Origin of the sequence: Paracoccus benzoatiresistens (assembly GCF_026913015.1) — a bacterium.
GTDB lineage: Bacteria > Pseudomonadota > Alphaproteobacteria > Rhodobacterales > Rhodobacteraceae > Paracoccus > Paracoccus benzoatiresistens.
Window position 1 is genome coordinate 1 of sequence record NZ_JAPTYD010000065.1, and the last position, 17607, is coordinate 17607.

At 61.7% G+C, this 17607-nt stretch carries 11 protein-coding genes and 3 pseudogenes; 9 read left to right on the top strand and 5 right to left on the bottom strand.

Annotated elements, in window-relative coordinates:
* Nucleotides 1-130: 130 nt before the first annotated feature.
* A complete protein-coding gene (locus OU682_RS20945) occupies nucleotides 131-550 on the bottom strand; it encodes a CBS domain-containing protein (protein WP_268944155.1) in 420 nt (139 codons plus the stop codon).
* 391 nt (nucleotides 551-941) lie between these two features.
* Nucleotides 942-1298 carry an SPW repeat domain-containing protein gene (locus OU682_RS20950; RefSeq protein WP_268944156.1) on the bottom strand — a complete coding sequence of 119 codons (357 nt, stop codon included), beginning with the start codon at nucleotides 1296-1298 and terminating at the stop codon, nucleotides 942-944.
* Nucleotides 1299-1803: 505 nt separating this feature from the next.
* On the opposite strand from OU682_RS20950, the gene OU682_RS20955 reads away from it, so the two are divergent.
* From OU682_RS20955 to OU682_RS20980, 8 genes and pseudogenes are all read left to right on the top strand, one after another.
* Complete coding sequence (locus OU682_RS20955) at nucleotides 1804-2454, top strand: BON domain-containing protein (RefSeq protein ID WP_268944157.1); 651 nt, start codon at nucleotides 1804-1806, stop codon at nucleotides 2452-2454.
* A gap of 369 nt (nucleotides 2455-2823) precedes the next feature.
* A pseudogene (locus tag OU682_RS24375) lies at nucleotides 2824-2970 on the top strand (DUF5765 domain-containing protein); the annotation flags it as partial.
* 17 nt (nucleotides 2971-2987) lie between these two features.
* Nucleotides 2988-3056, top strand: a pseudogene (locus tag OU682_RS24380) (DUF5765 domain-containing protein); the annotation flags it as partial.
* A gap of 219 nt (nucleotides 3057-3275) precedes the next feature.
* Nucleotides 3276-4997, top strand: a complete 1722-nt coding sequence (acsA, locus tag OU682_RS20960) for an acetate--CoA ligase (RefSeq protein WP_268944158.1) — start codon at nucleotides 3276-3278, stop codon at nucleotides 4995-4997.
* On the top strand, nucleotides 4994-6988 hold the full coding sequence (gene pdhA, locus OU682_RS20965) for a pyruvate dehydrogenase (acetyl-transferring) E1 component subunit alpha (protein ID WP_268944159.1): 1995 nt from the start codon (nucleotides 4994-4996) through the stop codon (nucleotides 6986-6988). Before acsA ends, pdhA begins: the two co-directional genes overlap by 4 nt.
* Nucleotides 6985-8220, top strand: coding sequence for a dihydrolipoamide acetyltransferase family protein (locus tag OU682_RS20970; protein ID WP_268944160.1), 1236 nt, complete (start codon nucleotides 6985-6987; stop codon nucleotides 8218-8220). The genes pdhA and OU682_RS20970 overlap by 4 nt, the downstream gene beginning before the upstream one ends.
* Nucleotides 8217-8471: an acyl carrier protein gene (locus OU682_RS20975; protein ID WP_268944161.1), complete on the top strand. Its 255-nt coding sequence runs from the start codon at nucleotides 8217-8219 to the stop codon at nucleotides 8469-8471. The genes OU682_RS20970 and OU682_RS20975 overlap by 4 nt, the downstream gene beginning before the upstream one ends.
* 521 nt (nucleotides 8472-8992) lie before the next feature.
* Complete coding sequence (locus OU682_RS20980; RefSeq protein WP_268944162.1) at nucleotides 8993-10513, top strand: bifunctional aminoglycoside phosphotransferase/ATP-binding protein; 1521 nt, start codon at nucleotides 8993-8995, stop codon at nucleotides 10511-10513.
* A gap of 124 nt (nucleotides 10514-10637) precedes the next feature.
* Here the strand turns inward: OU682_RS20980 and tnpC are convergent.
* From tnpC to glgP, 3 genes and pseudogenes are all read right to left on the bottom strand, one after another.
* Nucleotides 10638-11967, bottom strand: a pseudogene (gene tnpC / locus OU682_RS20985) (IS66 family transposase); the annotation flags it as partial.
* A 154-nt stretch (nucleotides 11968-12121) separates the two neighbouring features.
* The gene (locus tag OU682_RS20990) at nucleotides 12122-13813 is read right to left on the bottom strand and encodes an HAD hydrolase family protein (RefSeq protein WP_268944164.1); all 1692 of its coding nucleotides are present in this window, start codon (nucleotides 13811-13813) and stop codon (nucleotides 12122-12124) included.
* A 3-nt stretch (nucleotides 13814-13816) separates the two neighbouring features.
* A complete protein-coding gene (gene glgP / locus OU682_RS20995; RefSeq protein ID WP_268944165.1) occupies nucleotides 13817-15520 on the bottom strand; it encodes an alpha-glucan family phosphorylase in 1704 nt (567 codons plus the stop codon).
* Nucleotides 15521-16011: 491 nt separating this feature from the next.
* Between glgP and groL the strand changes: the two genes are divergently transcribed.
* The coding region (gene groL, locus OU682_RS21000; RefSeq protein ID WP_268944163.1) for a chaperonin GroEL at nucleotides 16012-17607 on the top strand (1596 nt) is incomplete at its 3' end.

Below are 17607 nucleotides of genomic sequence, written 5' to 3' on the forward strand. Positions count from 1 at the left end.
AGGCGCTGGCAAGCGAAGCCGGTGAAGAACTTCCGGCAGATGTGGTTGCCTCGCACGACCTTACGACCAAGGAATGCAAGGGGCAAAGCCAAAAGAGTTGATCCGTGCAGAGTGGAAAACGGTCTCCATCCTAGTCGTGGTGGTCGCTGACCGCTTGAAGCAACTCACCGGTCAACTGGCGACCGGCAGAATGAGCAACATCGCCGAGGCTCAGCATGCCCACCAGCCGTTTGTTTTCGTCAAGGACCGGCAGCCGACGCACCTTCCGCGCCTCCATCAGGCGTATCGCATCCTCGATGGCTTCGGTGGTGCGGCAATAGATCAGGGACTTCGTCATGACCTGTTCGGCGCGCGTCGTATTCGGATCAAGACCTTCCGCAACCACGCGTAGTGCAATGTCTCGGTCGGTCAGCATGCCGACCAGGCGATCATCGCGTCCGATCGGAACGGCCCCTATATCGTCTTTGGCCATCATGCGGGCCACCTCCCTGACCGGGGTGTCGGCACTCGCCCATCCGGCCTGCTTGTGCATCACGCTTTCAACATTCATATCCGTTCCTCCCACGTGTCATCTTGAAGACGATCCTGCCAGAGGCTCCGCCGGCTTCATTGACGGCTGCCAATCCGCAGTACGCTTGCAACAAGAAAACGCGGCTCATTGGACAAATTTCTTCTGGATCGGCGGGTCCGAAGTGCCGCATGTCTGGTAAGCCACAGCCCGCTGCGCCCATGCATGTCCGTGCTTGTTTCCAGGAGGCGCGATGCAACACGACAAGGCTTGCCCATGCGAGACAAGCAAGCCGCGAGACTGTTAGAATTGTCCGGGGTTGCCGTGGCATAACCAACCTTGAACGGCTTCCAAAACTCGTATGTCCAGTGGGTTGGTCTTTCTGCCTGATGAGCCTCTGCCCGGATACATGGGTCAAGCCGCTGCAGGATGGTCAAGTCTGTCCGATCACGATGTCCCGAAGGGCCGAAAGTGCCAGAACGATAAGCAGGACGCCTCCTGCGATCGATGGCCACATCAACCACCGGACACCATTGAAAGCCAATGCCCATGGCATCGAGACCAGCCACAAGCCGGCGAGGCCGATCAGCCACTCCTCCCACAGCTTTCCTCCCGTGTTCACACTGAGAACTCCCAGAACAGCCACAGCAAATCCTGTAACGACAAAGCCAACTCTTGGGCCGAAGGCTGGCGTTCCTTCAGGAAGGGCCGCGGTCAAAAGGAACGGCGCGGCTAAGAGAGCAATCCCGATCAGGACAACCAGCCGATCCTGCCAGCGTATGTGTGCCATGATGAAGCTTCCTCGGTTACAGACATGTAGCTACATTCATCTTCTGCAGGCTGTCGGCATTGACGGTCGTCAAATGTGCTTGACCTGTCGAAACATGGGGGTTCCGGCCCTTGGGCCTTGGACAGCATCTGGCAACCCCTCGGCTTGCAGGGCGCCAAGCTTGGCACATGACCCCGCATCTTTTTCACTGGTGTCGGGGTCTTGCAGGGCCCCTACGTCGCCAAGCCAGTTTGACGACGAAGCTCCTAAAACAACAAAGCCCCTGCCTTCTGCCATCCCCCTTTCTGACGCATGAATTCCAGCGCCTGTCGAAAAACGTGCTCAAGGCGCAAACATCGTTGACGCTCATCAATGCGGCTGCCTTGCGGATCACCAGATTGGTCTGCAGGTGGATATCGGACCGCACCGGCACTCGGTTGTCGTTCAACACTGCCGCATCGTCTTCAGCGGCCGCTGCGATCGCAGGCGGGCTCAGCTGGCCACGCCAAATTCCGGGGGGATCATCATGACAGACTCCACTCTCAGGCAAGATATCATCGAGGAGCTGGAATACGAGCCCAGCATTGATGCCGCTCACATTGGCGTCGCGGTCGATGATGGAGCCGTCACCCTGAGCGGTCACGTGCGCACCTATATGGAGCGCTGCACAGCGGAAGCTATCGTGAAGCGGGTCAAGGGTGTGCGGGCAATTGCACAGGAAATCGAAGTTCGGCCATTCGGCGCCCATGTGACGGCTGATGATGAAATCGCAAAACGCGCCGCGGACACCCTGCGCTGGAACAGTTCGGTCCCGGACAACAAGCTTCAGGTGCGGGTCGAGAATGGTGCCGTGACGCTGAGCGGGACGGTGGACTGGCACTTTCAAAAAACAGCTGCGGAGCATGCGCTTCATGGTCTGGCCGGCATCACATCCATCGCCAACCAGATCGAGATCGTGCCAACCGCGAGCGCAAGCGACGTGCGACAGCGCATTGAAAGTGCCCTGAAGCGCGATGCCGAACTCGAGGCCAAGCGCATCCATGTCAGTGTCAGCGAACACAAGGTGACGCTGGAGGGGAAGGTCAATACCTGGGCTGAACGCGAGGCTGCAAAGCGTGCGGCCTGGTCGGCACCCGGCGTGACGTCGGTCATCGATCACATCGGCGTCGGCCACTAGATCTGTCCATTTTCCGCTGGAGGCCCGCCAACTCACCGGCGGCGGCGGGCGCCGAGTCTCCTTCGCGTATCTTGCACACGCGCCTAAAACTGGAATTTTAACGTGAAAAAACCTTGTGCGACTTTCAGTGACCTCGAGGAGCCGGGTGAGAGGGATCAAGGATCACGGCTTGGGCCGTGCCGGAAGCAGACAGTAGGCATCTTTGTCGACCTTGGCCTGAATGATGCCGAGATTGCTCGGTACTTCCGTGTCAACCAGGTGACTGTTGCCAGGCTGCGTAGATCGTCGCTCCCCAGGCAGATGATGGCTTGCGTTCTGCAGGCCTGACCGACGGTTACCATGTGCTGGAGCACCATAGCCTCACTTACGATGGTTGCCGTGGTAGGTGGGGCAACGGCCGTGACGGTCATGAGGAGCGAGCCCAAAGGCATTTCTCTGGCACTTGGATACTTCACGATCATGGAGGCTCTGCAACCTTCTGGATATGCTGTCATGGACCAGTGCGGGACACCCGCTAATGCGGCGATCCCGCTTCCTACCTGCACATCGCTTTCCAACCGGTCTTCATCAACCTGTTGGCCCTTGCGATTGCTGGCGCTTGACGACGACAGAGGGCGCCCGCAGGCCACGGCACGGGATAATGAATGCAGGCGGCGATCACCGTGCGCATTTATTTGGCAAGGAGGCGTAAACTGACCTGCATCAACGACTGCCCGCTGATTCTGGTCTATTCCCACGCTTGCCCTGAAATGCCAGAGGTTCGCAGGTTCAAGGATCAGACTGAGGACGCAGTTCATCTTCACACAGGGGGAGAGAGAGCGTTGGCCCATGCGATCATTGCCAAGGCAGCCCAGACAAGGCGCGCGCTTCCACTTCCGACTGGCTGGGAGGCGGCGCGGGCACGGTTGGAGGGCTTGCCCGGTTCCGGGCTCAACATCGCGCATGAGGCGGTGGACCGACATGTGGCGGCAGGCTATGGCGCGCAAGCTGCGCTGATCTGGCTTGGACGGGATGGCGACAGGCGGGTGCTGAGTTACGCCGATCTGGCGGCGGAGGCCGCCCGCTTTGCCCATGTGCTTCGCGTCCATGGCATCAAGCCCGGTGCGCGGCTGTTCCTGTTGTTGGGCCGGGTGCCTGAGCTCTATGCCGCCACCCTCGGCGCACTCAAGGCGGGCATGGTGGTCAGCCCTCTTTTCGCCGCCTTCGGTCCTGAACCTGTGCGGGCGCGCATGGCGATTGGTGAAGCAGATGTTCTGGTCACGACCGAAGGGCAATATCGCCGCAAGATCGCTGACTGGCGGGCGGATATGCCCTGGCTGAAGCTGGTTCTGATCACCGGATGCAGTGCGCCCGAAGAATGCTTGGCGCTCGGCCCGGTGATGTCGGCGGCACCCGCCACCTTTGAAACCCATCCGACCCGGCCCGAGGACATGGCGCTGTTGCACTTCACCTCGGGCACGACAGGCTTGCCGAAAGGTGTTGTCCACGTCCATCAGGCAGTGGTCGCTCATGCCGAAACCGGCCGCTTGGCGCTGGACCTGAAACCCGGTGATATCTACTGGTGCACCGCCGACCCTGGCTGGGTGACGGGGATGAGCTACGGCATCATCTCACCGCTTTGCAATCGCGTGACAATGGTGGTGGACGAGGCCGAGTTCGACCTGGACCGCTGGTATACGATCCTTGAGCGGGAACGGGTGCAAGTTTGGTACACCGCGCCCACTGCGATCCGCATGATGATGCGGGCGGGGGCCGAGGCGGCCAAAGGCCGCGATTTTTCTGCGCTGCGCTTCCTCGCCTCGGTGGGCGAACCCCTGAACGCAGAATGCGTGATCTGGGGCCAGCAAACCTTTGGTCTGCCGTTCCATGATAACTGGTGGCAGTCCGAAACCGGCGGCATCATGATCGCCAACACCGCGGATATGGACATCAAGCCCGGCGCGATGGGCAAGCCCCTGCCCGGGATCACGGCCGGGATCGTCCGCCACGATGGCGACGACGTCATTGAACAGCCTGACGGCACGATCGGAGAACTCGCGCTGCGCCCCGGCTGGCCCTCGATGATGCGGGCTTATCTTGGTCAGCCCGACCGCTATGCACGTTGCTTCGCTGCGGGCTGGTATCTGACCGGCGACCTCGCGCTGCGCGACAGCGACGGGTATTTCTGGTTCGTCGGCCGGGCAGACGACCTGATCAAGTCCTCGGGCCATCTGATCGGGCCCTTCGAGGTGGAAAGCACCCTCATGGAACATCCTGCCGTGGCCGAGGCGGCGGTCATCGGTGTTCCCGAAGAGACGGCGGGCGAGGTCGTGAAGGCCTTTGTCACCCTGAAATCGGGCTATGCACCCAACGAGGCGCTGGAACGCGAATTGCGCGGCCATGCGAGGAAGCGCCTTGGCCCCGCTGTCGCTCCGCGCGAGATCGTCTTCCGAGACAGCCTGCCGCGCACGAGGTCCGGCAAGATCATGCGCAGGCTGTTGCGCGCCCGAGAGCTTGGTCTGCCCGAAGGCGATCTGTCGACTCTGGAAGGGCCTGCGAGATGACCACCAAGGTGAAACTCGACCGTTCCCACGTAAGTGGCCTTCTGCGCGGGATGATCCGTATCCGACGCTTCGAGCAAAAATGCTACGAGCTATACACGCAGGAAAAGATCCGCGGCTTCCTGCATCTGTATGATGGCGAAGAAGCCGTTGCCGTCGGTGTTGCTGCGGCATTGGCAGCGCGCGACCGGGTGGTATCGACCTATCGCGAGCACGGCCACGCGCTTGCTCGCGGGATGAGTATGGAAGCGGCGCTGGCCGAGATGTATGGCAAGGCCACCGGTTGCGCGGGCGGGCGCGGTGGGTCGATGCATTTTTTCGACGCGGAAATCAATCTTTACGGTGGCAACGCCATCGTTGGCGGAGGATTGCCCTTGGCCATCGGTCTGGGTCTGGGTGACCATATGCAGGGCGAGGACCGGGTGACGGTGTGCTTCTTCGGCGACGGCGCGCTGGCCGAGGGCGAGTTTCACGAGGCGATGAACCTTGCTGCCTTGTGGAAACTGCCGGTTCTGTTTGTTCTGGAAAACAATCTTTACGCCATGGGGACGGCGGTGGCGCGGGCACAGGCGAACAAGGATTTCGCCTCCCGAGCTGCCAGCTACGGGATGCCCGCTGAAAGCGTGGATGGCAACGATGTCGTGGCGGTTGAGGCCGCCGCCCGGCGGCTGGTTGAGGCGATCAGGACGGGCAGCGGCCCGCAATTCCTGGAATGCCGCACCTACCGGACCCGGCCGCATTCGATGTTTGATGCCGAAAAGTACCGGGACAGGACCGAGGTTGAAGAATGGCGCAAGCGCTCTCCAATCACGCGGTTCCAAAGCTGGGTTCTGGACAACGGGTTCCTGCACCCAGAGGAAGTCGAGGCAATCGAGGCAGACGTTGAAGCGCAGCTGCGCAACGCCGTCGCCGCCTGCGAACAGGCACCTTGGGAACCGGTCGAGGACCTGACGCGCCATGTCGTGGCCGAAACCCGGCCGGTCCCACCCGAACCCCTGCCGCCCGACACCCCGACAGACAGCACTTACCGTGACTGCTGTCGGGCAGCGATCACCGAAGCGCTTCTGCGCGACGACCGCGTTTTCATGATGGGCGAGGACATCGGCGCATATGGCGGTTGCTATGCAGTCTCGATGGGGCTCTTGAAGGAGTTCGGCCCCGACCGCATCCGCGACACGCCCTTGTCAGAGGCGGCTTTCACGGGTGCAGGGATTGGGGCGGCGCTTGCGGGTATGCGGCCAATTGTCGAGATCATGACGGTCAACTTTTCGCTTCTGGCGCTGGACCAGATCCTGAACACCGCCGCGACCATCAGGCACATGTCCGCTGGGCAGTTTGGGGTGCCCTTGGTGATCCGTATGGCCACCGGCGCGGGGCGGCAGCTTGCTGCCCAGCATTCGCATTCGCTGGATGCTTTTTTCGCCCATGTCCCCGGTTTGCGCGTCGTGGCACCCGCCACGTTGGAGGACGCACGCGGAATGCTCGCAACGGCGCTGCAGGATCCCGACCCGGTGATCATCCTGGAACATGTCATGCTTTACAATATGACTGGAAAGATCGCCGGAAACGCGGGTGCGGTGGACATTGACCGGGCGGTGATCCGCCGTCCGGGACGGGACGTGACGGTGATTTCCTGGTCTTATTCCCTCTGGAAGTCGCTGGAGGCCGCCGAAGCTTTGGCCAAGGAAGGTGTCGAGGCTGAGGTTATCGACCTGCGGTCCCTGCGGCCGCTGGATGAGGCGACGCTTGTGACCTCAGTCCGCGGCACCCGCCGCGCGGTCGTTGTGGACGAGGGCTGGCGCACCGCTTCGCTGTCTGCCGAGATCGCGGCGCGGCTTCACGAGGCGTGCTTCTGGTATCTTGACGCACCGGTGGCGCGGGTCTGTTCGGCCGAGGTGCCGGTGCCCTATCCCAAACATCTGGAAGCCGCCGCACTGCCGCAAGTCGCAGACATTGTCGCCGCGGTGAAGGCGCTGCCGGGGTTGATGGCATGAGTCTTTTCGCCATGCCCTCGCTCGGGGCTGACATGGAAAAAGGCAAACTGGTGGAATGGCTGATCAAGCCTGGTGACCATGTCTCAAAGGGCGACGTCGTCGCAGTAGTGGAAACACAGAAGGGGGCCATCGAGATAGAGATATTCGAGGCAGGCACGGTGGCGGAGGTTCTGGCAGAACCAGGACAGACGCTGCCCGTCGGCGCCCCTCTTGCGCGGCTGCTTTCGACAGACGAGGCCGGGGTCGAGGCGGTGGTCGAGACGACAACGATTGAGCGCCACGTAAAAACCACGGTTCCGGCAGCGGGTCCAGAGGCCAAGCCCGCTGCATTTCCTGAAAGCTTTCCTCCCTCTTCCAAGCCGTTGCCATCTGCCCCAGCACGGGTCGTTGCCTCACCAGCGGCGCGGCTCCGCGCGGCCGAGCTCGGGATTGCGCTGGATACGATTGCAGGCTCCGGCCCCGACGATGCGGTTCTCCTTTCGGATGTCGAGCACCGGCTGCAGGATCGGTCGATGCCGGTCCCCAAACCGGCACAGGACGAGCGCCCGCACGCCAAGCCCGGTCTCGACATGGCTGAAATGCGCCGAGCGATTGCCGCAGCAATGATCCGGTCCAAGCGCGAGATCCCGCACTACTACCTCAGCCACGAGATCGACCTTGAAACGGCGCGAACCTGGTTGGCCGCCACGAACGCCGCCCTCGTCCCGGATCGCCGCCTCTTGATGGGGGCCCTGCTGGCGCGCGCAACGGTCAGGGCGTTGGGGAAGGTGCCGGAACTGAATGGGCGGTACGAGGGGGACCCCTACGTCCCCTCCGCCCCCGTGCATTGCGGGTTAGCCGTGGCAATGCGCGGTGGCGGGCTGATTGCACCCGCAATCCTTGATGCACAGGACATGGACACGAACGCGATCATGGAGGCGATGCGCGATATCGTTGCCCGCAGCCGGACCGGCCGACTGCGCAACAGCGAAATCACCAAAGGCACGATCACGATTTCCTCCCTGGGCGAAACCGGCGTGGACGCATTGTTTGGGGTGATCTACCCACCCCAGGTGGCATTGGTCGGTTTTGGGTCGCCGCGCCTGAAGCCCATGCTCCGCGACAGCACGATCAAGCCCGGCCTTGCCGTGACCGTCACCCTTGCCGGCGATCATCGGGTCAGCGACGGCCGCCGTGGCGCAGTGTTTCTGGCTGAAATCGATCGCTTGTTGCAGGAGCCTGAGCATCCATGACCCCGTTCGATCTCCGCACCGCCTTCCTGGAAGACCTGACCGCAGTCGCGCCCGATCTTGACGCAGAAAGCATCGGGGACAGCGATCACCTGCAAGATGACCTTGGCCTTGATTCCATGGACTTCCTGAACCTTGTCGGCGCCTTGCACAGACGATTTGGCTTGCCGATCCCCGAGGCCGACTATCCGAGGCTGGCCACCCCTGCAAAGGCCCTGGCCTATCTGACCGAGATGCTCGGACTTTCCGGATGATCCGGCCGATGGGCCGCAAGCAGTAACTGCACCTTGGTATTTCGTGGCGCCTTGTTTATCTCGAAGCCCTTCAGCCAGGATATGGTCAGAGGCTGTGCCAGCCGGGTCTAGCCGGACACCAGCAGCCAACTGTCCCGGCCGCAGGACTGCCGATGAAGCGCTCCTCAAGCCGCCAGCAATTCGTCGGCTGGATCGAAGAACTCGTAATGGATCCGGGACGCGGGCACCCCGGCCAGGGACAGAGCCGAGACTGCATGGCGCAGGAAGGGACGCGGTCCGCAGATATAATGCGTTGATAATGTGACCGCCCCCCGGCGGCATCTGTGTGCCAAGGTGGGTCTGCAACGATCCACAAAGGGGGGCGGTCACATTATCAACGCCCCGTGGAAGCCAGACGCCCACTCGGCAACTCTGAAATCGTGCGAGAACGTTTGCAACCAGATTGCCATTCTTTGATCTTGGTCATGGTGCAGAGCGCCTCAGAACGCGCATAGTTAGCCAGTCCCAATGCGGGAGGCTTGATGACCGAGTCCATTCCGTCCCAGGCTGAAGTCGTAGCCTATCTCGCCTCGCCCGCCGCCTTTGGCGGAGAGACTCCCGTCAAGCATGTCGAGACCCACGGAGCTCATGTCTTCCTTGCTGGTAATACAGCGCTTAAGATCAAGCGTGCGGTACGCTATGACTACATGGATATGTCCACGCTTGAGTTGCGTGAGGCGTCGCTAAGGCGTGAGCTCGAGCTCAACGCCCCGGCAGCTCCGGAGATCTATGGCGACATCCTGCCAATCACTCGGTCAGCCGATGGTCGGCTAGCCTTGGGTGCCGAAGGTGAACCGGTGGAGTGGGTTCTGCGCATGCATCGCTTCCGAGCTGAGGACGAGCTTCTCACCGTAGCGACCCGAGGCGAACTCACAGATGCCATTGCTGCAGACCTGGGGCGCCAGATTGCAGCCTACCATAAGGCGGCACCAGTCCGTGATCTTCCGGGCGACCAACTCATCGGTAACATCCTTGCCGAACTTCACCGGGTTTTTGCAGAGTTAACGAACGACCTCCCTCATGCGGCGACAGGCCCGGTTCTTGGCACAATGACGGCCCAGCTTGCCCTCCTCGCGCCCCTTCTGCGAAAGCGCAGCGCTACCAGACATGTGCGCCGTGCTCATGGTGATCTCCATCTGCGCAATATCGTCCTGATTGGTGGTCGACCCGTTCTTTACGACGCTCTTGAATTCGACGAGACGCTCGGCACCTGCGACCTCCTCTATGACGTGGCCTTTCTATTCATGGATCTCTGCCATCGGGGGTTGCGCCGCCAGGCGACGGTGACGCTGATGACTTGGCTGACCGAGCTTGAAGGTTCTGAGGACACCGGTCTTGCAGCGCTGCCCCTGTTCCTTGCTGTACGCGCCCTGATCCGCGCCATGGTGTTGGTTCAGACGGACCGCGCCGCAGGCACGCCCGGCCTCTCACATGGCGAGGCGATGGACTACATCAATGAGGCACAGCAATTTCTCAACCCACCCGCCCCTGTCCTTGTGGCCTTGGGCGGCGTCTCCGGAACAGGCAAATCGGTCCTGGCCCGCTCCCTTGCTCCCCGGCTAGGGGCCGCACCAGGGGCGGTAATTTTGTCAAGCGACATCGAGCGCAAGGCGAGGGGGACAATTCCAGACTATGCGTCCTCGAGCCGAACAGCTATCTATCAGCGCCTTTTCGAGCGCGCACGGGCAGTGTTGGGAGCCGGGCATACAGTTCTGCTCGATGCGACCTTTCTGGAGCCTCAGTGCCGGGCAGAAGCAAAGGCGTTGGCGCAAGAAATGGCCGTGTCCTTCTGCCCCCTCTGGTTAACTGCGTCGGAGCCCATCCTTGTGGCACGTGTAGGAGCCCGTCGCGGCGATGCCTCCGATGCAGATGCCGCCGTGGTTCGCGCACAACTCGCCAGAGCGCCCGATGCAGCGGATTGGACTCACCTTGATTCCTCCGGTTCGCCGGAGATGACACTCGAAGCAGCGCTGTCCATAATCGGGTCTCATCTGGCAGGCTGACTACCACCGTGCCAAGGAGCTTGATCGTATGCGGCGGCTGCGCCCTATTGATCTCTTGATTGCTGCGGTGCGGTCTGCTGCCAGGCTGTCGTGCAGTGAGCTCACCAGGGAGTCCCGGACGAGGTCATTGTGAGGCGATGGTCTGCTTTGCATAGGCCCACGGCATCAAGGCGTCGATGTCCTTGGCCAAGTGGCCGATAGCGAGACGGGTGAACAGGTCGCGCAGGTAGGCGTAGGGCTCGACGCCGTTCATCTTGCAGGTGCCGATCAGGCTGGCGAAGCAGGCCCAACTCCTGCCTCCTTCATCGTGACCGGCGAAGAGCGCATTTCGGCGATTCATGGCCAGACTTCGGATGGCATTTTCGACCAGGTTGGAGTCGATGTCGACGCGGCCATCGTCAAGGAACAGCCGGAAGCCATCCTGACGCTTCAGCATGTAGGTCATTGCCACGCCGAGGTCAGAGTTGCGCGAGACGCGCGCGGCCTGGGCTGACAACCAGGCGAAGAACGCATCCACCAAGGGGCGGGACAGGTCCTGGCGGACCGCCCGGCGCCCATCGGGATCGGCACCACGAATGCTGTCCTCGATCTTGTAAAGGGCCGCGATGCGCGAGCCACGCCTCATCGACGATGGGCGAGCCCTTCTTGGGCTTGGCCTTGATCAGCTTGCGCCGCCCATGCGCCCAGCAGAAGGCCAACCGGAGTGGATCACCGCCCGTGCGCTTGGACGTGGCCAGATGGGTATAGCCGCCCTAAGCGTTCGTCGGGCAAACAGTCCACTGGACTGTTTGCTGCCCTCCTCACCCTGGATCGTGCCGTTGAAGCCTTCCAGGATCTCGGCGGCATAGTCGCCGTTCCGCCCCGGTCGATAATGGAACACCACTCCCGGCGGCGCAGGGCCGTTCCAGCCACGGTCATCGCGCAGCACCGCCCAGAGATAGCCGGTTTTCGTCTTGCCGCGCCCCGGGTCGAGCACCGGGGCGGTGGTCTCGTCGACATAAAGCCGGGTGCTGTCCGCCATCAGACGCTTGGCCATATGGTCGACTAGGGGGCAATCAAGGCACCGGTTCGGCCCATCCAGTCGGCGAGGACCGAGCGGTCGATCGGCACGCCGTGACGGGCCATCACCACGGCCTGCCGGTTCAGCGGCATGTGCTCGGAATATTTGGAGACGGCAATCTGCGCCAGAAGCGCCTCGGTGGGCCAACTGCCCTCCAGCAGATGCGCGAGCGCCTTGGCTTGCACTACCCCCGTGCGCCCCTTGGGACAGGCCTATTTTTGGCGCACCGTGACAATGACCTGATAGCGCGCCGGAATGTAGTCCAGCCGCTCGGTCCGGTCCTCGCCGATCCGGTTCATATCGCCGCAGCCGCAGAGGGACAGGCGAGGCTGTCGGGCTCGATCACATGCAGGGCGCGCGGCAGGCCTTCAGGCAGGGCCCGCGCCTTGCGAGGCGCGCTTAATGATCGAAACCATCTGATCGCCGCCTTGATCGCGCGGGCTAAGGCAGAAACTGGATGCGGCGGTAAAAAGTCGATGCCTGTCGAAACCCGTTCTTGCCTATGATTAACTGCGTAGTTGCAGGGTATCGCAGACGCGGCAGCCGGCTCATGCAATTGTCCCAGGAATGGTGTAGCGCTCGCGGATTGCCGCCGTGATCCGTGCGCGGCTTTCGCTAGCATGCTCAGTCCGAGCGGCAACGGCCATGGCGCAGTATCCCAGTTTTTCATCCCGGATGACGTCGAAAAACCACGCCGTATAGTCGCCTGCCCGGAGATGGCGCTCCCAGACCTCGTCACTTACTTCGGCGGCGAGGCGGACAAATTCGGCCAGATTGACCGCACGGCCGATCGGTTGATCGAAACAGTCTCGAAAGGCAAAGGCATGCGCATCACCGACATTGCCAATCGCATATTTCCCCCGGTGTCGATGATGATCTTGCTGCGGGGCATCCACGCTCAAGACATGGACTTCCGCCGGAACGTCTGCTCTCCAATAAAGCCCTTCGGCCTGTCCATGAGGCGGCGTCGCCGGCGGAGGAAGCGCACGTTCCCGCGCAACTTCCTTGATTTCAGACCCGGCAGCATTTCCGAACGCCACCACCGCGTCGACTTGCGCGAGTGCGGCACCCGAAATCCATTCAGGGCCCACCGTGACGAGAATGGCGCTTCCGAGCGCTGGCACCGAGACGCATTCGTCGCGAGGCAGGAACTGGTGAACTTCATCAATGATCAGCCAGTGCGGCCGGCCAATCTCTTCACGAAGCGCGACCAGCGGCGGAAGAAGACCTCGTATACGCTCGCGACGGCGGAGCGCATCCGCCCCGTGGAGGCCGAGCACGAGATTGATCCCAGTTCGTTCGAGAAGCGCCAGAATGTCGGCGTCCGACGGCAAGGCGTTGTCTCCGCCAACGGCGAACGAAGCTTCCAGCGGGTCGTAGTCGCCTTCCGGGTCGATGATGCAGAACTCGGCACCTTGGGCGGCCATCTGCTCTGTCAGAAGCGTTGTGTAAGTGGACTTGCCGGTACCTGAGCCGCCAGTAACGAGCAGTACTCGGCCCGGGCTGAGATGGATGGGATCGCCGGTCCTCGTGCGGCCGAGGAGAAGGCCATGTCGGTTGACTGCTGCAAGAGAGACGTCCTCTCGGAGGATCCGCTCGACCAACTCGTTCACGCCGGCGCCGTGCTCACCGGACAATACTATGTCGCAGCTCTGTTTCACCGCGCCGAGAGCATTCGCAACGGCTGAGGAGCAGCCGCATGCCGCCAGAAACCCGCCATCGTTCTCTGCATCGCCGACACCAACGACATTGATTTTTGACAGGCGGAGGTCATGCAGCGCCGCTGCCAGGCCGGAGGCCTTGTCGATCCCGCGTGGCATGACCATCACAGCGCCCTTATTGAAGATGATCTTGAACTCGAGGCCAAGCTCTTCGATCGCCTCCAGTACGGCCGCCTCATGCGGCACCCAGGTGGCGACGATGGTATGGCCGACGGAGATTGGCTCGACATGACGACGCATGAGCATCTCGATCAGGGTGAAAGGCGGCGGCGGTGCCATTGTCCGAAGCCGTCCAGTTACAGGATCAAAGATAACCCCTCCATTCTCGGCAACGATTCGGTCGAAAAGAGCCAGTTCTGGAAAGATGTGCTGCAGGTCCTCGAGCTGGCGCCCTGTAAGCAGGATCAAGCGCCGTCCGGAGGCGCCAAGCCGTCGCAGCGCCCGAACTGTTTCAGCCGGCACGATGCCATGCTCGGCCAGCGTGCCCTCGTAGTCGGTAGCGAGGCCCCGGAAATATATGGTCTACCTCAGATAGGCTTCGGAGGCATAGCGGCGCATCATTTGCTGGCTGTTGAACCGGCTGCCGATCTTGCTAAGCGCCTCCTTCATCATCCAGATCCATCGTTCGCGGTTGTCAAAGTAGAGTGGCAGCACCGTGCGCGAGAGCTTCTCGTAAAGCGCGTCCGCATGGCCAGCGGGATCGTCGCCAGTGATCGCCCATCCGGTTACGCCTTCAACCCAGGCTTCAGCCCACCATCCGTCAAGGACACTGAGATTCAATCCGCCATTCAGCGCCGCCTTCATGCCACTTGTGCCCGAAGCTTCGAGAGGCGGAAGGGGGGTGTTGAGCCAGACGTCGGCACCGGATACGAACCGCTTCGCGACCTCCATGTCATAGCCCCCCAGGAATGCGGCAGGAAGATCCGGCGACAACATGCGCATGTTCTCGTGCAACGACCTGATCAACTCCTTGCCAGCCGTATCACGCGGATGCGCCTTGCCGGCCATCACAAGCTGAAATGGCTGATCCCGAGCGATCATTCGCAGCCGCTGCAGATCGGAGAAGATAAGCTCAAGGCGCTTATAGCCAGTCATGCGGCGAGCGTAGCCCACGAGCGGCAAATCGGCTCGCAATAAAACGCCGGTTTTTTCGGCGGCATAGGCGATCAGTTCCGCCTTGGCTTCCTGATGGGCTTTCCAGATACGGCCGTCAGAAAGCTGATCTGCGTTCACAAGCTCCTCCGGTGCGTGCCGCCAGCCGGGCGCAACCTCGTCGAAGAGACGTGCCATTGCGGGATGCGCCCAGGTTCCGGCGTGGATGCCGTTCGTGATGTCGCGAATGCGATAGCCGGGGAACATTCGTCGGGCAGTGGCGCCATGGGCTCGTGCCACGCCATTAACAAACCCGCTAAGACTAAGGGCAAGGCGTGTCATGTTGAGGTTCTCGGTACCAGCCAGAAGTTGCAACTCGTAGAGTTCCATGAAATTGCCAAGCAAGCGCATGGACGTATCATAGCGGAAGCGATCGTGCCCCGCCTCAACCGGGGTGTGCGTGGTAAAGACGCACTCGCTCCGGACCTGCTCAACATCGTGGCGAAGACAGTCCGACGACTGAACAACAGAACCCGCCGGATATCGACGAAGGCGTTCTGCAGCGAGCAGCGCCGCGTGACCTTCGTTGAGGTGAAAGGTCTCTATTGCAAACCCGAGCGCGGCAAGCAGCCTCTCACCTCCGATCCCGAGTACCATCTCCTGCTTGAGCCGCATGGTCTCGTCGCCACCATAAAGGCGATCTGTGATCATCTGATCGGCGGGATCATTGACTTGAAGACGAGTATCAAGAAGGAGGATCGGCACCTTGTGACCGCCCGGGCCAGCAAGGACATGAACCCACGGGCGTACCCAGACGGGTCGACCCTCGATACGGACGGCCACCGCTGCATCAAGAGGTGTCGCCCAATCTGCCAGCGTCCAGGGGTCAGGATGATCAATCTGCTGGCCAGCGTCGTCGATTTCCTGTCTCAGGTATCCTTCGTGGCTGGCAAGGGTCAGGAACACCATGGGCAGGTCGAGGTCGGCAGCCGTCCGGGCTGTATCGCCGGCCAGGACACCGAGGCCTCCGGCGTAGGTGTGCATCTCCGGCTGGATGGCGATTTCCATCGATAAATAGGCTATTCGGCAACGGAGGATCGATCCATCGAGGCCCCCCGGCTGGCCTGCTGCCATGGACGGAGCAGGAACCCGCCGCATCATGCCGAACGTGGGAGCGGATGCTGTCCGGGCCATGCCGCGTCAATTCTCTCCCGGCGGTCGCATGCAGGAAGGTGCCTCTCTGTCTGACGAACGACCCTTGGACAAACGCTCGATCTCTTGTGCATTCTCTTGGCTGCCGACCGAGCGCTGGCAGCTGCGCTTTCGGCCAGTTCAGGAGACATCGGCGCCATCTTCTTCCCCCAAGCGGTCGCCGCGACGATGTCGGCGTGGCCTCCTCCTTCAGGATGACGCCCTTTGGCGGGGACGCATTGACCTGCATCAAGCCTGACCATCAGTTGGCCTGACCCTAGAACTAGGATGGGGCTGTGAACTCACCAGTGCGTGCACGAAAGGCGCCAAAGCGGTTCATCCTGTTCGGCAAAGAGCCGGTTCATTGACTGCCGTCATCGACAGGACACCAGACCCGCGCAAGTCTGCGCCGGGATAGCATCGGGGAGACTGCAATGTCATACAAGAAGCTGCTGTTCCGCTCGGAGGCTCGAGAGGCCCTGCTCAGGGGAACCCGGGCACTGGCGGATGCTGTCCGCATCACCCTCGGGCCGCGGTCCAAATCGGTTCTCATTCAGAAAAGCTACGGCGCACCTATCGTTTGCGATGATGGCGTCACGATTGCCAAGGAGTTCCGGCTGCAAGAGCGTGAAGAGGATATGGGGGCACAACTCCTGCGCCAGGCGGCTGAACGAACCGGGGAGGACGTGGGCGACGGAACCACGACCTCGACCATTCTCGCGCATGCCCTGTTCTCGGAGGGCGTGCGGAACGTCGCCGCTGGCGCGTCGGGTGTGGAACTCAGGCGCGGCTTTGAAGACGGCCTCGCTACTGCGATAGGCGGGCTGCGCAAGCTGTCGCGGCCAGTGAAGTCGCGCAAGGAGAAATGCCAGGTCGCGACCATCTCGGCTCATGGTGATTTGACGATAGGAGAACTGGTCGCCGAGGCGATGGAGAAGGTCGGCGACGATGGGGCCATCATGGTCGAAGAATCTCGCACGACCGAGACGGTTCTGGAGGTTGTGGAGGGTCTGCAGTTCGACCGTGGCTATATTTCGCCCTACTTTGTTACGGATGCCGAAACGCAGACGGCCCGCCTGGAAGACCCTGCGATCCTTCTCCATGAGAAGAAGCTCAGCGGCTTGAGACCTCTCGTGCCGCTTCTCGAAGCCGTCATGAAGTCGGGCCGACCGTTGCTGATCGTTGCCGAGGATCTTGACGACGAGGCACTCGCCACGCTGGTGGTAAACATGTTGCGCGGGACGCTCAAGGTTGTCGCAGTCAAAGCCCCTGGTTTCGGTGACAGGCGTCGAGCGATGCTTGAGGACATCGCTGTGCTGACGGGCTGCCGCCTGGTATCGCCCGATCTTGGCGTGGATCTTGAGAAGCTGACCCTTGGTGATCTGGGACGGGCCGCGTCCGTCCGGGTTGACAGGGAATCCACCACGATTGTCGGTGGAGCCGGCGCTTCTGACGAAATCAAGGCCCGCATCGCGCAGATCAAGCTCCGGATCGATGAAAGCACTTCCGATTACGACCGCGAGAAGCTGCGCGAACGTCTTGCGAAGCTTTCGGGCGGCGTTGCGGTCATCCGGGCGGGCGCGGCGACCGAGGCCGAACTGAAGTCTCGCAAGGAGGCCCTGGACGATGCAATCAACGCCACAAAGGCCGCGGTGGAGGAAGGGGTCGTACCGGGAGGTGGTCTTGCCCTTGTCCGCGTCATCGAGGCGGTCGAAGAAGCCGCGAAGGAGAGGGAGGGCGACCGGCGGACCGGTGTGCTCTGTCTTGCCCGTGCTTTGGGGGAACCGGCCCGGCAGATCGCCGAGAACTCGGCAATGGACGGTGGCGTCGTTCTGGCCGAGATGAAGAAGGGATCGGGTGCGTGGGGGCTCGACGCGTCCCGGAACATCTATACTGATTTGCTGGAGGCAGGCATTATCGATCCGACCAAGGTGGTGCGCATTGCGCTCGAGAAGAGAGTGTCCGATCTTTTGTGTATGACTGATCCGGTCCATGCTTCACCGAAAGGAAGCATGCATGACAATCTCCAA